We start from the raw sequence: 16,361 nt of genomic DNA on the forward strand, positions 1-16,361 counted from the left end.
GTGGGATTCGTCGTCGTTGGTGTCAGCGCGTCAAGTGGCTCGCCCGGTGCATTGCGAATGGCCGCACACGAGGCGCAGCTTCGCGAAGCGCAGCTAATCGCAGTTCAAGCCTGGTCTGCGCCTAGAGCTCCGTCAGCTTCAGCTGGCAGACCATCTGCGCTAACCGTCAACCCAGAGCGCCTTTTCCAAGCAGCGGAAAAGGCATTGCGAGATCAGGTTCTTGCGGTCCTCAAGTCTGAGGTTGAATGTCGCTTGGTGCGAGGCACGCCAGGCAAAGTACTCCTGAGCGAATCGGCCCATGCCGAGCTGCTAGTAGTCGATGCACCGCGCAGAAAGATCACTTCTACCTCACCGTTACTGGCGCACAAGTTGGTCTACCGAGCTAGATGCCCGGTGTTAATCATGCCGCCGTCGCAAGCAAATTGATCAGCGCAGTGCATCGCTAGCTAGGAGCGAGCGGGTTACTGGCTCAAAACAGCATTCTGCGAGCCGTCAACGCCGTCTTGAGTCTTGGCTGCCAGAGTCAATACGTCATAACTGGCGACGATCTCGTCGTGCTGATTGTGCAAAATCGCATCCCAGCAAACCTCGCCGTATTCCTGGTCCTCGCGCGGGGTAATTTTCTTTGCGGTCAGCGTTACCCGGAAGGAATCACCCGCGGCTAGCGGGGTGATGAAGCGCAGATTCTCTAGCCCGTAATTTGCCAGCACTGGACCCGGAGCCGGCTCCACAAACAACCAGGCGGCCCAGGACAACAACAAGTAGCCATGCGCTACGATGCCCGGGAAGAAGGGGTTTGCCGCTGCCGCAGCCTCATTGGTGTGCGCGTAAAACGTGTCTCCCGTTGAGTTCGCAAAATCGGTAACGTCCTGGAGCGAAACTTCACGCAGTTCGGAGCCAAAGGCGTCACCAATGCGCAACTCCGCCAAGGAATTTCTGAACGAGTGTACAGAGTCGAAATTTCGGTCCGCACCCGGATGCCAGACACCAGTAACTGCGGTGAGCATATTGGGCGAGCCTTGAAGCGCAGTGCGTTGCATGTGGTGGTGGACTGAACGAATACCTCCCAGCTCTTCACCGCCACCGGCCCGGCCCGCCGTGTACCAAATGCGGCACGGGTGAACCATGCCCGGTCGATGAACGCGCATCTTCTCGGTTGAGCACCAGCACTCGGCCATGGTGCGCGGCAATCCCCGTCACCAGCTGTTGCACGATGAGCGGGTCGTTGGAACATACCGACGCCACTAAGGAGCCTGCGCCCATAGCTGCCAGTTGAATCGCTTCGTCAAGGCTTTCATAACCAATAACCGAAGTCACCGGGCCAAAAACTTCCAGCTCATGGACTTCTTTTGCCCGAGAATCAGCCCATCTCAGCAATATCGGCGACATGAATGCACCTTGTTCCACGACGCCGACGGAGCCGTCGCGGCGGGTAACTTGTGGCGAATCCAGCGTGCCATAGACCAGCTCGCCGCCGGCATCAAGCATGGTTTGGACCGCGGCACGCACATCGGCCAATTGGTCCAGTGACGCTAGCGCACCCATGGTGACACCTTCAGCACGAGGGTCGCCGAGCACTACCTTTTCAGCAAGTCGCGCGGAAATCGCGGCAACGACGTCGCCCTTGAGCGCGTTCGGCACGATGGTGCGGCGGATGCTGGTGCACTTCTGCCCCGCTTTAACCGTGCGCTCGGTGGCCACCGAGCGCACAAACGCCTCGAACTCAGGGGTTCCAGGCCCGGCATCAGGGCCCAAAATCGCGGCATTGAGCGAATCGGTTTCCGAGGTGAATCGCACACCACCGAAGACCACGTTCGGGTGCCCTTTGAGCTTTTTTGAGGTCGAAGCGGAGCCAGTAAAGGCCGCCAAATCACGGTAGTCCAGGTGATCAAGGAGGTCGCGGGCAGAGCCGGAAATCAGCTGAATCGAACCTGCCGGCAGAATCCCGGAATCTACCATCAGCCGAACCATCGCCTCAGTGACGTAGCCGGTTGGCGTGGCAGGTTTGACGATGCTTGGTACACCCGCCAAAAAAGCTGGCGCAAATTTTTCCAGCATGCCCCAGACCGGAAAATTGAAGGCGTTGATCTGCACGGCAACGCCGGGGATTCGGGTATAGATGTGTTCACCCAGGAATGAACCGTCTCGGGAAAGCACTTCAAGTGGGCCGTCAATCACGACATTCGAGTTTGGCAATTCCCTACGACCTTTAGAGCCAAAGGTGAACAGCACGCCGATGCCACCATCAATATCGACCAAATTGTCGACTTTAGTGGCTCCCGTTTGGGCAGAAATTCGGTACAGCTCTTCGCGTCGCTCATTGAGGAACTGGGCAAGCTCTTTGAGCTTGAGCGCGCGCTGGTGATATAGTGAAGTCACCCAAATTGCGCTGGCCAGTTTCACGACCGTAACGCACGACGGCGGCCAAGTCCACGCCGTCGGAACTCACGGTGGCCAAGGCCTCACCAGTGTTAGCATCCCGAGCGATTGGCGCATTCGCGGGCGCAGTTTCCGGGGCCCACCAAGAACCCTCAAGGTAACTGGGAACAATGTTCAAGGCTGTAGCCGTGCTGGTCATCGTTGACATTCCTTCAGCTGGTTCTGGGAGCTTGCGTCCGTCACTGACGGCATTCTTCAGCTCTTTCTGGCGCTAATTACTGAACGAGTGGTCAGTAATTAGGATCAGCTTAGCGCACTGGGCTGAGTGCGATCCAGCCCTAACGCTCGCTGACAATCAGCACTAAAGAACCCTCAAAGAACGGCTGTGTTCGCAAGGCCTGATTTTTTTCGTCCCAGCGGCCAGATTTCAAGTCAGCGGCCAAGCTCGCTACCGCATCATGCCGTTCAGCTTCGGTAACAAAACTCCAGGCAGAATTTGCCGTGACAGCACCGGGATCTAGGAACATTTCTGGCCGGCTATAATAGGCTTCGCCAAAACCGTCACGGCAGTTGGGTGGAATCTACACCGGCTCGATCCGAGCGTTGCCAAGTATCGCAGCGATTCGCGCCGGATCCGGATAACGACGGGCTTCGGTGGCAATGACCGTCGGAGCGTACTCCGCCAGCCAAAAACGGTCTAGCAGCACCGGATCACAGCTCAGAATCGCAACCGGCCCTCGAGCGACCCTGCGCATTTCCGCTAAACCCGATTCCAGGTCTTGCCATTGGTGCACGGTGAAAGTAGCCATTGCCGCATCAAAATAATTGTCCTCAAACGGCAGGCTTTCTGCACTGCCTTCAAGAGCTCGACTCAAGTAATCAGGGCGCTGCGCACGCATAGTTTCGCTTGGTTCCACCGCGGTGACTAGCCGGTCTACTGGCTCGTAGGACCCGGCACCGGCCCCAAGGTTGAGAACAGATTCCGCATTACCAAGGGCGGCAAGAATTCGCTCAGCGATATATGGCTCGGGCTGGCGATAATCTGCGTAACCACGACCTATTGAACCGTAGTTTGCATCCCCGGCACTGCCATCGTCATAACCCATACTTCGATCCTATTAGGCTAACCACATGTGGAAAATAGTGTTGGGTGAGCTCGACGAAAAAATGGGCGTGCAGATTGTTGAAGAATCCGTGCAGCGCGTCGTCGCGACGATGCCGGTCGAAGGAAATCGACAATCATTCGGTCTATTACACGGTGGCGCCTCACTGGCGGTGGGCGAGGCAGTTGGCTCCTGGGCTGCGGTAATTTACGCCTCGACTTTGGGTCGCACCGCCGTCGGCGTGGATGTCTCCGCCACGCACCACAAATCCGCTCGAGAAGGCATAGTCACCATCACGGCGACTCCCCTGCAGCTGGGCCGCACCATGACCAGCCACGAAGTCTTGATCACGAATGAGGCTGGCGAAAGGCTTTGCACACTGCGGATCAGCAATTTATTGCTTGAGAAACGCTGAACCGACCTAGCGCTGCTTGGTTATCCGGTATTCCAGGCCTAATTTAACGCTTTCCCATTCGTTCGGCAGAATCGAAAAAACCACGGTATCTCGCAACATCCCGTTGACCTTGGACTGGTTGCGCAGCACGCCGTCTTGTTTTGCGCCCAAACGCGCAATCGCCGCGCGGGATTGATGATTGTGCCAGGACGTGCGGAACTCTACCGAGTTGCATTGCAGGGTTTCGAAAGCATGTTGGAGCAGTAAGAGTTTCGAATCAGGATTGTTTCCGGTTCCGGTTCCGTGCACGCTTGCGGAATTCCAGGTGGATCCAATTTCCACCCTGGGCACTGAGACGTCAATGTTCATATAGGTGGTCATGCCAATAATCTTGCCGTCGCTCAGCCGTCGAGCTGTGAACGGCAGCATGGCGCCCTGTTCTTGAAGCGCTAGCCGACGGTCGATTTCAGCGGCCATGCCCTGCGGCGTCGGAATTGAGGTGTACCAAATATTCCACATCTCGCCATCGGCTACCGCGGCCACCAGCCCGTCATGGTGCTCCTGGCTCAGCGGCTCTAGCTGAACGAACTTTCCGGTCAAGGTAATGGGCAAAATCGAAGTCATAAGCACATTTTAGGCGTCGATCAGTAGCCTGCGAATAGAGCCAATTTCACCTTTGCTGACCTTATTTCGCAAAAGATAGCTCTCGACGTCGTCGGTAGCCAAGGACGCCAACATGGCTTGTCTTGTGTGAATCACCCAGGCCTCAAGGCTCAGGTCATAGCCCTCCGGGCTATCAGTAAATTTCGGATCATAACTGGTGATACCTCGCACCGCTAGCTCATAGTCAGCCACGATCTGCTCCGCCGGAACACCCGCCAGTTGTAAAAGACCCATCACGATCATGCCAGTACGATCTCGGCCCGCCGCACAATGGATCAATACTCCACCCGGTTCAGTGGCCGCCTGGGCAATCGCCCGGTACACAGCAACCAGCTTCTCTGGCCACAATCGCATAGTTGGCCAGAAGCACTCCGGCGAGTTATGCGTGGGATAAATCTCCTGAAACTCCGGCACCGATTGGTCTTCAATCGGAACTGAAATCACCCGAATTCGTGCGTCCTCAACAACGTCAGTCGGATCGCTTTCTCGGCGGCCGTGCTCGTCGACATTGCGTAAATCAATGATGGTCCGCACGCCCGAGTCATACATTTGCTGCCAGCCCGCCTGGCTCAGGTATTCGCGTCGCGCGCTACGAAAGACTCGCCCAGGTTGCACCCGCACCAATCCACCCAAATCACGCGCGTTGACGGCACCGGACCAGGCCATTTCGCGATTGCTGGTTTCCTCGTCCATAGCGGGAACCACGCTTACCAGCTGAAGAAGCCTTGGCCGGATTTACGTCCTAGTTCGCCACGAGCAACTTTGTCCCGCAAAATCTGCGGCGGTTCAAAGCGCGGTCCCAGAGTGGAAGCCAGGTACTCCGCTATACCTAACCGCACGTCCAAAACCACCACATCAGTCGTCCGCAAGGGGCCCATCGGATGCTTGTAGCCAAGCTCCATTGCGGTATCAATGTCCTCCGGTGACGCCACACCTTCCTCGACCATTCGCATCGCTTCCAAAGCAATGGCCCCGCCTAACCGTGAAGAGGCGAATCCCGGCGCGTCTTTAACTACGATGGCGCGTTTGCCTAATGCTGTCACCCAAGCCTTGGCATCGGAAACCAGAGCGTCCGGGCTAAGCTCGCCGCGGACCAATTCGACCATCGTGGAAGCCGGGACCGGATTGAAGAAGTGCAGGCCAAGGAACCGTTCGGGCCGAGCCAAGACTGCGGCCAAACCGTTTACCGAAAGCGAGGAGGTGTTGGTTGCCAACACCGTACCCTCAGCTAACACTGCTTCTGCCCTTTGCAAGGCCGAGACCTTGAGCTCAAATACCTCAGGAACCGCCTCGACAACCAAATCAGAACCGGAGAGTTCCTCTACCGACGTAACTACGGTCAGACAGCTAAGGCACGCCTCCACTGATTCGGTGATTGAGCCGCGAGCTGCAGATTTTTCCACGGCCTCACTCACCCGCTCACGAGCCGCGGCCACAAACTCCGCAGAGGCCTCCGCGATAGTGACGACGGATCCTTTGGTCAAAAAAGCGTGTGCAATTCCAGCACCCATCCGGCCGCCGCCGATCACACCAACGGCCTTTGGCAACTCGGTCATTTCTGCTTCCTTTCCAAGAACGCCGTCATTCGTTCGAACTTTGCTGGTGACTCGAAAAGTACCGCCTGCGCGTCCATATCCGCTTGCGGGTGTGCTTCTGGCGACGCATGAAAAACGGACTTTGTGTACTGGATTGCTAACGCATCTTGTGCCGCAATTCGGTTCGCCAGGGCTTCCGCCGCCGCCAAAAGCTCATCAGCTGGATGCAATGAGGATACAAGTCGCACAGCGAGTGATTCCTCAGCGTTGAGTACTCTGCCCGCTAACAAAATTTCTTTCGCCAGCGGCTCCCCCACCAACTCGCGTAGCCGCCAGGAAGCACCCGCGGCAGCCAGAATTCCCAGCGAAGTCTCTGGATTACCGATTCGAATCGATGGCGTTCCAATCCGGAAATCTGCCGCGAAAGCCAGCTCCGCGCCGCCGCCCAAAACATAACCGTCCAAGGCCGCGATGACCGGCATGGGAAGCTTGGCGATTCGAATGAAAAGTTTGATGTTTATGCCGGCCAAAGCATCATCGCGACGGCGCTCCCATAGCTGAGCGATATCTGCACCCGAGGCAAAAACTCCTCCTTTGGCCGTTTGTGCGCCAGTCAAGATCAAAATTCGTGGCGTTTTTTCAAGCAGCTCGCAGAGCAAATGCAATTCGTCGACCATCTGCTGATCGATTGCATTGCGCACTTCGGGGCGATTGCGCCGCCGTCGGCATTGACGATCTCTGGATCTAGGCCAAGCCGCCGAATACAGGCGAGCGACTGGGTAGCAAATGCTTCATTGAGCTCCACCGCACCAATCGCAGAAATTTCGACGCCGGTACGCGCCAAAATCTTTTCGGTCGCCGGAACTGGGCCCAAGCCCATAATCGCCGGCTCCAGAGCAGCTGCAACGCCGTCGATAATCCGCGCTCGTGGCGTCAGACCAAAGCGTTCAAGCGCCGCCTCCGAAACCACCAGAACCGCCGAAGCACCATCATTCAGCGGTGAAGCATTTCCCGCCGTGACAATGCCACCGGCGCGAACCACCGGTTTCAACGCAGCCAGCGTCGCCAAATAAGAGTCCCGGCGAGGGCCTTCATCCGCGGTTACCTCGATAATGTTTCGGCCAGATTTTGCTTGAACGGGCACTATCTCGGCATCGAACTTACCTGCATCAATTGCCGCAATGGCCCGCTGATGCGAAAGCAAGGCAAAAGCGTCCGCATCTTCGCGGCTAATCCCGTCTAAGGCCGCGACCTCTTCAGCTGTTTCTGGCATCGAGAAGGTATCCCGTGCCGAGAAGCGCGGGTTCGTGAAGCGCCATCCGATTGAAGTGTCCAAGATGTCACCAGGTCGCGCAAAGGCTTTTTCTGGTTTCGCCATCACCCACGGCGCCCGGCTCATCGATTCAACACCGCCGGCGATCACCACATCGGCGGCGCCAGACTTCACCATTTGCGAGGCCAAAGTAATCGCGGACATACCCGAGGCGCAGAGCCGATTAACCGTTATGCCGGGAACCGTGTTGGGTAGTCCTGCCAACAGCAGGGCCATCCGGGCCACATTGCGATTGTCCTCACCGGACTGATTCGCATTGCCCAGGATCACCTCGTCAACCGTAGCGGGATCAATTCCGGTCCGCGCCATTAGGGCAGCCAAGGCCACCGCGGCAAGGTCATCTGGACGAACCGAAGACAGTGCGCCGCCATAGCGGCCTACTGGCGTCCGGACTCCATCGACAAGAAATGCTTGCGCCATTGCCACACCTTACTTTTGAGGACGAAGACCATTTACTGACCAATCGTTCAATAATTCCTGCTCCAATATTTCACAGCCTCGCGAGCACGGTCAATCGTCGGTCGAAGAACGCGTATGTTGGATGCGTGGCTTCAGTACCCCGATCAAGCATGCGCTTTACCGCGCTCGATCTGGTTGTTGCCGGGCTTTATCTGGCTAGCGTGCTGCTATTTAGCTCCGGACTCTTTAGTCTCGACAAAAGCGTAGGGTCCTGGCTACTCAGCATCTTTCCCAACCCAGAGGTTGCACAATTCGCGCTCAACGCAACACTTTCGGGCACATTTTTTATCCTTGCCTTGATTGCGGCTTGGCCAACACTGCGCAACAACACTGTTCTCTACCGAACCAAGCCATTACTGGCTGTAGGCATGATTCCGCTGGCTTTAGTGGCGATGGTGATTGTCACGGCCGCCCTAGTTTTGGTCACCGGCGTCAACCCACAGACCTCAGTCAATCAAAACGAGCTACAGGCCTTGGTACAGGTTTTACCGCCAGAGGCGATGGTTCTACTGGTTGTGATCGCCGGGCCATTCGTTGAGGAGTTTCTTTTTCGCCACCTCCTGATCGGCAAACTCAGTAAATACCTCAACGTCTGGGTTTGCGCTGCGATCTCGGTACTGGCGTTCGCCATGTTGCATTTAGTCGGAAAAGAAACGATTAGCTTTGCCGCGCTGAGCCCATATTTAGGTTTGGGGCTGGTGCTTGTTCTCGCCTATGTCTTGTGCGGCAAAAATCTGCTCTTGAACTACACCCTGCATTTAGCCAAAAACCTGCTCGCCTTGCTGGTCCTCTATGCGGCATCTTGAGTTTGGCGGACGGCATTTATTCGCCCCGAGACTAATTCAAGTTGGCGAGAATCAGCTAGACCAGAAAACCATTGCCGCAGCGCTCGATCGTGGCTAACCATGATCAGACACCCATGGTAATCGCTAAAAAGCTCTTGTAACTCATCGACTAATTTCGGTGCCAAATGGTTTGTTGGCTCATCAAGCATCAGCACTTCGAAGCCGCCCAATAGCAAACGGGCCAAGGCCAGCCTGCGGCTCTGACCCACGGACAACGTGCCAACTGGCAGGGCAAAATCGGCGCTCCGAAACAGCCCTAAGCGCAACAACGCCTCCGCCTGCTCATCGATCTCTCCCACACGTCCAGCGGCAAAAGCGGGCAACAAACGTTGCTCCGGTCGAGCCGGCGCAGGTAATTCTTGCGGAAGATAACCGATCCGAGCACGACGGCGAACCTCACCCCGGGTGAGCTCCGCACCGACGCCGGCCAAGAGGTTAAGTAGCGTGGTCTTCCCCGCTCCATTCGGACCGGTGATCAGCAGTTTGTCATTGGCAGCAACGCCTAGTTCCGGCACATCCAGCCGGTCCAAAACTGTGACCCTGGTGGCTTCAATGACCGTGTCAATTGCGCTCGGCACACCTAGATTGGCCGAAAGTCGCAACGGCACCGGTGGCCGATCAATGGGTTGCGCTTGCAACCGGCGAAGTCGTTCCTGGGCATTACGAATCTGCGAGCGGACTGCGGCTTCAACTAAGCCGGTGTACCGATCGTAGGACATCTTATTTTTGTCGGTCATCCGGCCATAAGCCACCCGCCCTTCAACCGCTAATGCCTTCTGCCGCTCGTGCTCCATGGCATCGAGCCATTGGTGGTACGCCTGTTCCCAACGCGCGCGCTCGGCTCGCTTCTGCGATATGTAGCCGTCATACCCGTTGCCGTAGCGGCGCACTTCGGTGCGATCCGCGTCAACTTCAATGACGGTTTGGGCAAGTCGCGAAAGCAGCACGCGATCGTGCGAGACCACAACAACCGTTCCACGGTGTGCTGATAATCTGGCTTCCAACCAGTCCAGGCCAGCAGCGTCCAGATGATTTGTCGGCTCGTCCAACAGCAGAACTGCGGCCGGGTCAGCAAGCAGACAAGCCAAACCAAGCCGCCCGGCTTCACCCCCGGAAAGCGTGTCTACTAGCCGAGAGTTGGCAATACCAGCCAGACCTAAGCGATCTAAGGCAGCGTCCATCAATGAGTCCACCTGAAAGCCGCCGCGCAGTGCAAAACGGGTAGCCAATTCGTCGTAACGATCAACAAGCTGCTCACTCGCGTCTGCTAATTGATGCCGCAATAACTCAAGTTCAGCCGCTATGGCCCGAATCTCCGCAAGCGCGGAATCAATCGCCTCCTGGATGGTGAATCCACTGGGCCAATGTTGTTCTTGGCCAAGATAGCCAAAGTTGGCGGCCAGGGTCACCGCCCCGGCATCCGGGGTTTCGATACCGGCGAAAAGACGCAGCAGCGTTGATTTTCCAGCACCGTTTTCACCAATGATCACGACGTGCTCGCTCGGTGCAATCGTCAAGTCAATTGTGTCGAGTAGGAGCCTGTCGCCATAACCGTGCGAAACGCCACGGAGCACTATTGGGCTGGCTAAATGTGTCGAAAAAGAATTTTCAGAAGATAAGGGAAAAGTCATACTGAACCTCGCAATCAAACGTGAAAAAGGACGTTTCGATGGGATTGCGATCAGTTATTCATGTTTCTAAGGTAGCAGGATGATGGCGCGTTAGTCCATCGTTTACTGAACCGCTGTAGTCCGGACCATCACGACTGATTCATTGGGTAGGCACCGGCAGAGTTCGCTGAGAACCCACTGAATTCCGGCCGGCTTTCCTCGATCCACAGATAGAGGTCCAGACTGCGTTCCAGCTCCAATCGGGTTCCCCAATCGATAGCTTCTGCTGGACGTTTACGCAGCTCGGCAACGATCCGGCCATCAACGAGCGAGGCCATCTCATTATTTTTGTCGTCAAGCGCCATCAGCGTGGCCTGTTGAAGAGCGCTCGTGTAACCAGGATGGTGAGTAGCCGGATAATAATTTTTTCTTCTCTGCAAAACTCGCTCCGGAACCTTATCGGCAGCCACCGCGCGGAGAATGCTCTTCTCGCGATTATCGAAGCGAATGAGTGGCCACGGCACCTGATACAGAAACGACACTAGGTCCGGATCACAAAACGGCACACGCACTTCTAAACTATTGGCCATGCTGAGTCGATCTGTTCGATTCAGCATGGCCAAGCCAACGCTTGAGCGAAATATATTGCAGCTGACGGCGCTTGGTGTTTTCGGAGTTATCGCCGTAGACCGTTGGTGCTTGCGACTCATCAAGCTTTTTTGCTGATTCTTGAATTTCCTGGATCGCCAACTGAGGCAAAAGCCCTTCAGCGAGGGGCAACGCTGCTTGATTCTTTCGAATCATTGTCCAGGGAAATCTTGAAAATTCTTGGGCGGCTGTGGAATTGAACCAAGGATAACCGGCAAAAATCTCATCGGCCCCTTCCCCGGAAAGGAAAACTTTATTTTGTTGGGCAATGTGTCTGAATAGGAGAAATAGGGAAGTGTTCATATCACCAACGCCAATCGGCGAATCTCTGGAGCGAACAACGGCCCGGCGATATTCGCCGTCCATCAGTTGCTCTGGATCCATCATCAACACATCGTGATTGGTAGCCAAAAAGGCTGCTGTTTCCGCGGCAAAGGGCGTATCGTGGTCCACCCGAAGTTCATCACCAGTAAATTCGTGGGCTTGATCAATGTAGTCGATGGTGAAAGTACTCAGTGGAAAATGCTTTGCGGCTACTGCACTGACCAACGATGAATCGAGCCCGCCAGAAAGCATCGATCCGACGGGCACGTCGGCATATAACTGCGCTTCGAGAGCTGAGATGGTCAGCCGCTCTGCTTCACTGACCGTCTGTTCTGTTGAAAGTTTCCAAGGCTGTTGAGTACCCTCGACTTCCCAATACTTCCGCCTGCTGATCTTGGCTTCAGAGATCACCACGACTTCAGCGGCAGCCACTTCGTCAACATTCGCCCAAATATCGCTGCCCGTGTTGAAGACCAGCGCCATCGAAGTGGCAAAGCTCTCAGCGGAGACTGTATTTCTTAACTCCCGGATGCCGAAAGATGGCTTTGGGCTCGGACCCAAATACCGCACCCGAGCCGACTTTACTGAAGAACAAAGGTTTGACCCCACCGCGTGTAAGCCGCCGCTATCACTGCTGCTTCTGAGATGACGGACAGGCTTAGTTCTGCTGCAAGCGCTTTGAAGTTGACTATCTCGCCAGTAAAAACGAGTTCAAGGGGGCTATTTGGAACCTTGAACGGCTGCCTACCGTCAAGAAGGTCCACGATGCTTAGTCTGCGATGGCCTAGGGCATAGTTCTGCCCGATTGAGGATCCGCTGCCGTCCGGTCCGCGAAAACGAAGGGTTTCTAATCATTTCCATGATCGTTTTTTGGGAATCTTGTCCGTCAATAAACGCCCACCCTACAAGTCCGCACATGAGTAAGACCCTACTGGGGATCTAGCCTTCCAGCTGAAACCAACTGGCTAAGCTGTCACGCCAAATCAAACAATGATGATCATCTTCAGGTCAGGCTCAGCTTGCCAGCCGGATCGCCGAAACGATTGAGGACCAAAAATGTCCGCAATCACATTTCGCTTCGCTCGCAGCGCGCGTACCGTGATGCCCATGACGTACTCAATTCAAATTGCGATAGATACCCGATTTCCGCACGAGCAGGCCGATTGGTGGGCTGAGACTCTTGGCTGGCAAGTGGAGCCAAGCGACGAGGGATTCATTCGTTCCATGATTTCGAAAGGCTTCGCTACGCAGGAGCAAACTAGCCTCCACAACGGGGTTCTGGTCTGGAAAGATGGCGCGGCGATTCGGAAAGCAGGCGATGACGGTCCCAGCCCCCGGGAGCGAATTCTCTTCCAAGCCGCCCTGGAAGCCAAAACGGTAAAAAATCGCGTCCATCTTGACGTTCGACTGGGCGAAGACTCAAAAGATGAGCTCCGCGCCCGGCTTGAAGCTCGCGGTGCGACTTTTCTTTGGGAAGCCAGTCAAGGTCCACACAACTGGTTCACGATGGCCGATCCAGAGGGTAACGAGTTTTGCATTAGCTAGCACCGGAGGCAATACATCAGATTAAAATTCGTGATTTAGCCCACATTCACGGGTTAATCGGATAACATCAGCAGAAATTTTATTAAACATCTGATGATTGGAATCTTCCGTGCATGATCAGAGTCTTTCCCAGCCCGCGCCAAATCGGCGGACCTTCCTTCGACTCGGTTCGATGGTCGCGGTAGCGCCGCTCATTGCGAGCGTGCTACCCGAATCGGCCTACGCAACGGGCACGCAAAGCGAAGCTTCCAACTCGCTGGCGTTGAACGTCGCAGCGGGCGCCGCTGAAGACAAGATTCTGATGGAAGGACTAGCACTGGGCAATGGCCGTTTGGGTGCGCTGGTCGGCGGCGCGGTAAATCGCGAAGTCTTAGAACTCAACCTGGACTCGTTGTGGAGCGGCGGCACCAATCCCGGCGGGGTCTTCGAGCAGATGGGCGAGTACCTCTCGCTCGCCAAGTTTTCTATTGACTTCAACCAGGATGCCAGTAAAGCGAGCGGCTACGCCAGAACACTCGACCTTAACACTGCGGTTGCCGTCGTCGACTACTCGCTCAATGGCGTCAACTACCGCAGACAAACTATCGCCAGTTACCCCGCGCAAGCCGTGCGCTCCGCTTACACCGCCTCTGCAAAAGGCAGCTATAGCGGCCGCTGGTAGATTGTTGATGGCGGCGCGGGCAAGAATCGCGGCGGCACGGCGCAGATTGCCTCTGGGATGCACAGTAATGGCCGCTCTTGCTGGATTACCTTGGCAAACAAACTTCCCAATGGCCGACTTTTTGCGGTCAACGTGCGCATTGAGCCGCAAGGTGGCACGGTTACCCCGTCCAACGGCTGGCTAGATTTCAACAATGTCGATTCATTCCTGTTGATCATCACGGCTGGCACGGACTATCTACCTGATGCGCAACGAAGTTTTCGCACTGGAATCAACCCGGCCGCCGATTGCAAAGCCCGCGGCGATGGCCTTTCCTGGAGCTCCTTCGACACGCTCAAGGCTGCACCCGTCAAGGACTACCAGCGGCTCTTCAATCGACAGAGCATTGACTTGGGCAGTTCAACCGATGTGCAATTGGCAAAAGACACTTTCCAACGAGTCACCGACAATAAGACCACGCCGGACCTCGCCTTATATGGCCTGTACTACCAGTTCGGTCGATATTTGATGATCTCCAGTTCCCGGCCAGGCTCCTTGCCAGCCAATTTGCAAGGGATCTGGAACAACTCAAATACTCCGCCCTGGAACAGGGACTATCACACCGATATCAACGTGCAGATGTGTTACTGGCTCAACGATCCAGCCGGACTTGGCGAGACCTTCGAACCTCTGCTTACCCTGTTAGAAAGCCAGATTCCCTCCTGGCGGACCTTGACCCAGGCGAAAGTGCGCAAGCCTCGCACCAGCACGCCGGTGCGAGGCTGGACGGTGCGCGTCTCGCACAATATCGACGGCGGTATGGGCTGGGAATGGGTGCCCAGCGGATCGGCCTGGTACGCCTGGCACCTCTGGGATCACTACACCTATACCTTGGACCAAGAATATCTAAAGCGGGTCTACCCGCTTTAGATTGAGGTTTGCCAGTATCTAGAAGACATCTTGGTAGATGACGGCAAAGGCAAGCTAGTGGTAACCGATTCCTGGTCACCTGAACAGACAATCGGGCAGGCTTGGCGGAACACCAAAGTTGGCTTCGAGACCGTGGCGTTTTATCACGAAGACGGCGTCAGCATGGATCAAGAATTCGCTTGGATGGCCTTCAACAACTACGTCCAAGCCGCGCAGATCCTAGGCCGAGACGCCGCCTATCAAAGCACCGCAGCAGCCCTTCGCGATCAGCTCCACACACCGTCAATAGGCTCTTGGGGGCAGCTCCAAGAGTGGTACAACGACAAGGACGTCAAAACCAACACGCATCGCCATCTGTCGCATTTAGTCGGGCTGTTTCCCGGCGACCGAATTTCCCTAGGAACCACGCCAGAATTAGCGGCAGCGGCAAGGGTTTCGCTCGCTGCCCGCGGCATCGGACCCACCGGCTGGTCCGCAGCGTGGGGTGCCAATTGCTGGGCGACTCTTGGTGATTCGCAAAAGGCGATGGCGGGGCTGAAAAATCTACTAAATCCGGTCCCTTCCAGCCGGGACAAAATCGAGATGTCCGGCGGTGGCTGCGTCTACCCGAATCTCTTTGACGCACACCCACCATTCCAAATTGACGGCAACTTTGGCGGCGCACATGCAATCATCCAGATGCTCATGCAAAGCACGTTGAACACCATCGATGTACTGCCCGCGATACCAGCCGAATGGCCAGCTGGCTCATTTACCGGTTTGCGCGCCCGAGGCGGATTCTCCTTGGACTTCAGGTGGAACGCGGGCAAACTGACTCAGCTGAAAGTAACTTCGCTAGCTGGCGGGGCCACAACCGTCCGCTACGCCGGGCTCAGCAAGACGCTCACTCTGACCAAGGGTGAAACGGTGATGTTAGATGGTTCGCTCAAAACCTTTTGATTGCGTCATTTGCACTGAGACGGCGTCAATTGCGTTGAGACGAAGCACCCCTCGTAGTCAGTAAACTAACCGAGTGAGCGAATCAAGCACCGAATCAATGTCAGACATCTTCGACGCAACCCGTTGGCGGGTTGTCAGTGGCTTCGGCGACTTCCAAGACCTGACTTACCACCGGCAACACGAGAACGGCGTTGATCTGCCCACTGTGCGGATAGCTTTTGACCGTCCGGAGGTGCGCAACGCCTTCCGTCCCGGCACCGTGGACGAGCTTTATCGCGCGCTCGACCACGCCCGGATGACGCCAGATGTGGCAACGGTATTGATCACCGGTAACGGGCCCAGTCCCAAAGACGGTGGCCACTCGTTCTGCTCAGGTGGCGATCAACGCATCCGCGGTCGCGATGGGTACCGGTATGCGCAAGGGGATACCCAGGAAACCATTGATCCGGCCCGCGCGGGCCGGCTGCACATTTTGGAAGTCCAACGTCTCATCCGAACCATGCCCAAAGTGGTTATTGCCGTGGTCAATGGTTGGGCAGCAGGTGGCGGGCATTCGCTGCACGTGGTGGCGGACCTCACGATCGCGTCGAAAGAACATGGCAAGTTCAAACAGACAGATGCCACGGTGGGAAGTTTCGACGCCGGCTATGGCTCGGCATTACTGGCTCGGCAAATCGGGCAAAAACGCGCCCGCGAAATCTTCTTTTTGGCCCGCGAGTACTCGGCGGATGACATGGTCGCCATGGGCGCAGTGAATGAAGCTGTTCCGCATGCTGAACTGGAAAACGTTGCACTGCAATATGCCGCAGATATTGCCAGGCAGTCACCGCAAGCGATTCGGATGCTCAAATTCGCTTTCAATCTGGCCGACGACGGCTTGGCCGGTCAACAGGTCTTCGCCGGCGAAGCAACTCGCCTGGCTTATATGACCGATGAAGCGGTAGAAGGCCGAGATGCGTTCTTGGAAAAGCGAGATCCGGACTGGCAAAACTTCCCGTATTACTTCTAAACGGG

Annotated in this window: 14 protein-coding genes and 5 pseudogenes; 8 read left to right on the forward strand and 11 right to left on the reverse strand. The window is 56.0% G+C overall.

Translation table 11 applies throughout. From position 1 onward, the window contains the following. Window positions 1-426 carry a universal stress protein gene (locus RSAL33209_RS11865; protein WP_012246059.1) on the forward strand — a complete coding sequence of 142 codons (426 nt, stop codon included), beginning with the start codon at window positions 1-3 and terminating at the stop codon, window positions 424-426. A 35-nt stretch (window positions 427-461) separates the two neighbouring features. On the opposite strand, the pseudogene paaZ reads toward RSAL33209_RS11865, so the two are convergent. The 3 genes and pseudogenes from paaZ to RSAL33209_RS11880 form a co-directional block, all read right to left on the reverse strand. Further along, a pseudogene (gene paaZ / locus RSAL33209_RS11870) lies at window positions 462-2,578 on the reverse strand (phenylacetic acid degradation bifunctional protein PaaZ). A 139-nt stretch (window positions 2,579-2,717) separates the two neighbouring features. Continuing rightward, the gene (locus RSAL33209_RS18835; protein ID WP_012246063.1) at window positions 2,718-2,906 is read right to left on the reverse strand and encodes a hypothetical protein; all 189 of its coding nucleotides are present in this window, start codon (window positions 2,904-2,906) and stop codon (window positions 2,718-2,720) included. A 54-nt stretch (window positions 2,907-2,960) separates the two neighbouring features. Continuing rightward, entirely contained in the window at window positions 2,961-3,485 is a 525-nt protein-coding gene (locus tag RSAL33209_RS11880; protein WP_012246064.1) for a class I SAM-dependent methyltransferase, read from the reverse strand. Between the two features lie 25 nt (window positions 3,486-3,510). On the opposite strand from RSAL33209_RS11880, the gene RSAL33209_RS11885 reads away from it, so the two are divergent. Beyond that, window positions 3,511-3,897 (forward strand): hotdog fold thioesterase, encoded by a 387-nt coding sequence (locus RSAL33209_RS11885; protein ID WP_012246065.1) that lies wholly within the window; start codon window positions 3,511-3,513, stop codon window positions 3,895-3,897. A gap of 6 nt (window positions 3,898-3,903) precedes the next feature. On the opposite strand, the gene RSAL33209_RS11890 is transcribed toward RSAL33209_RS11885, so the two are convergent. The 5 genes and pseudogenes from RSAL33209_RS11890 to RSAL33209_RS11910 form a co-directional block, all read right to left on the reverse strand. Then, the gene (locus tag RSAL33209_RS11890) at window positions 3,904-4,500 is read right to left on the reverse strand and encodes a GNAT family N-acetyltransferase (protein ID WP_041684754.1); all 597 of its coding nucleotides are present in this window, start codon (window positions 4,498-4,500) and stop codon (window positions 3,904-3,906) included. A 9-nt stretch (window positions 4,501-4,509) separates the two neighbouring features. Beyond that, complete coding sequence (locus RSAL33209_RS11895; RefSeq protein ID WP_049758981.1) at window positions 4,510-5,232, reverse strand: tyrosine-protein phosphatase; 723 nt, start codon at window positions 5,230-5,232, stop codon at window positions 4,510-4,512. Between the two features lie 14 nt (window positions 5,233-5,246). Further along, on the reverse strand, window positions 5,247-6,095 hold the full coding sequence (locus RSAL33209_RS11900; protein WP_012246068.1) for a 3-hydroxyacyl-CoA dehydrogenase family protein: 849 nt from the start codon (window positions 6,093-6,095) through the stop codon (window positions 5,247-5,249). After that, window positions 6,092-6,787: pseudogene (locus RSAL33209_RS11905) on the reverse strand (enoyl-CoA hydratase/isomerase family protein); the annotation flags it as partial. The gene RSAL33209_RS11900 and the pseudogene RSAL33209_RS11905, both read right to left, overlap by 4 nt. Next, the gene (locus RSAL33209_RS11910; protein ID WP_041685717.1) at window positions 6,694-7,827 is read right to left on the reverse strand and encodes a thiolase family protein; all 1,134 of its coding nucleotides are present in this window, start codon (window positions 7,825-7,827) and stop codon (window positions 6,694-6,696) included. The pseudogene RSAL33209_RS11905 and the gene RSAL33209_RS11910, both read right to left, overlap by 94 nt. Before the next feature lie 125 nt (window positions 7,828-7,952). Here RSAL33209_RS11910 and RSAL33209_RS11915 point away from each other — a divergent pair, with 125 nt between their 5' ends. Next, window positions 7,953-8,672, forward strand: a complete 720-nt coding sequence (locus RSAL33209_RS11915; RefSeq protein ID WP_158539316.1) for a CPBP family intramembrane glutamic endopeptidase — start codon at window positions 7,953-7,955, stop codon at window positions 8,670-8,672. Here RSAL33209_RS11915 and RSAL33209_RS11920 read toward each other — a convergent pair. The 3 genes and pseudogenes from RSAL33209_RS11920 to RSAL33209_RS20065 form a co-directional block, all read right to left on the reverse strand. Next, the gene (locus RSAL33209_RS11920) at window positions 8,657-10,342 is read right to left on the reverse strand and encodes an ABC-F family ATP-binding cassette domain-containing protein (protein ID WP_114597639.1); all 1,686 of its coding nucleotides are present in this window, start codon (window positions 10,340-10,342) and stop codon (window positions 8,657-8,659) included. The genes RSAL33209_RS11915 and RSAL33209_RS11920 overlap by 16 nt on opposite strands. Before the next feature lie 128 nt (window positions 10,343-10,470). Beyond that, window positions 10,471-11,776: pseudogene (locus RSAL33209_RS11930) on the reverse strand (asparagine synthetase B family protein). A gap of 98 nt (window positions 11,777-11,874) precedes the next feature. Continuing rightward, window positions 11,875-12,108, reverse strand: a pseudogene (locus RSAL33209_RS20065) (hypothetical protein); the annotation flags it as partial. Window positions 12,109-12,400: 292 nt separating this feature from the next. Between RSAL33209_RS20065 and RSAL33209_RS11940 the strand changes: the two are divergent. From RSAL33209_RS11940 to RSAL33209_RS11950, 5 genes and pseudogenes are all read left to right on the forward strand, one after another. Next, entirely contained in the window at window positions 12,401-12,838 is a 438-nt protein-coding gene (locus tag RSAL33209_RS11940) for a VOC family protein (RefSeq protein ID WP_041684757.1), read from the forward strand. Window positions 12,839-12,947: 109 nt separating this feature from the next. Beyond that, window positions 12,948-13,499 carry a glycoside hydrolase N-terminal domain-containing protein gene (locus tag RSAL33209_RS16430; RefSeq protein WP_114597640.1) on the forward strand — a complete coding sequence of 184 codons (552 nt, stop codon included), beginning with the start codon at window positions 12,948-12,950 and terminating at the stop codon, window positions 13,497-13,499. 132 nt (window positions 13,500-13,631) lie between these two features. Beyond that, a pseudogene (locus RSAL33209_RS20070) lies at window positions 13,632-15,080 on the forward strand (glycosyl hydrolase family 95 catalytic domain-containing protein); the annotation flags it as partial. Window positions 15,081-15,092: 12 nt separating this feature from the next. Continuing rightward, window positions 15,093-15,347 carry a glycoside hydrolase family 95-like protein gene (locus RSAL33209_RS20075; protein ID WP_411740999.1) on the forward strand — a complete coding sequence of 85 codons (255 nt, stop codon included), beginning with the start codon at window positions 15,093-15,095 and terminating at the stop codon, window positions 15,345-15,347. Window positions 15,348-15,444: 97 nt separating this feature from the next. After that, a complete protein-coding gene (locus tag RSAL33209_RS11950) occupies window positions 15,445-16,356 on the forward strand; it encodes a 1,4-dihydroxy-2-naphthoyl-CoA synthase (RefSeq protein ID WP_041684758.1) in 912 nt (303 codons plus the stop codon). Window positions 16,357-16,361 lie beyond the last annotated feature (5 nt).

The sequence above is a fragment of the Renibacterium salmoninarum ATCC 33209 genome (assembly GCF_000018885.1).
Classification (GTDB): Bacteria; Actinomycetota; Actinomycetes; order Actinomycetales; family Micrococcaceae; genus Renibacterium; species Renibacterium salmoninarum.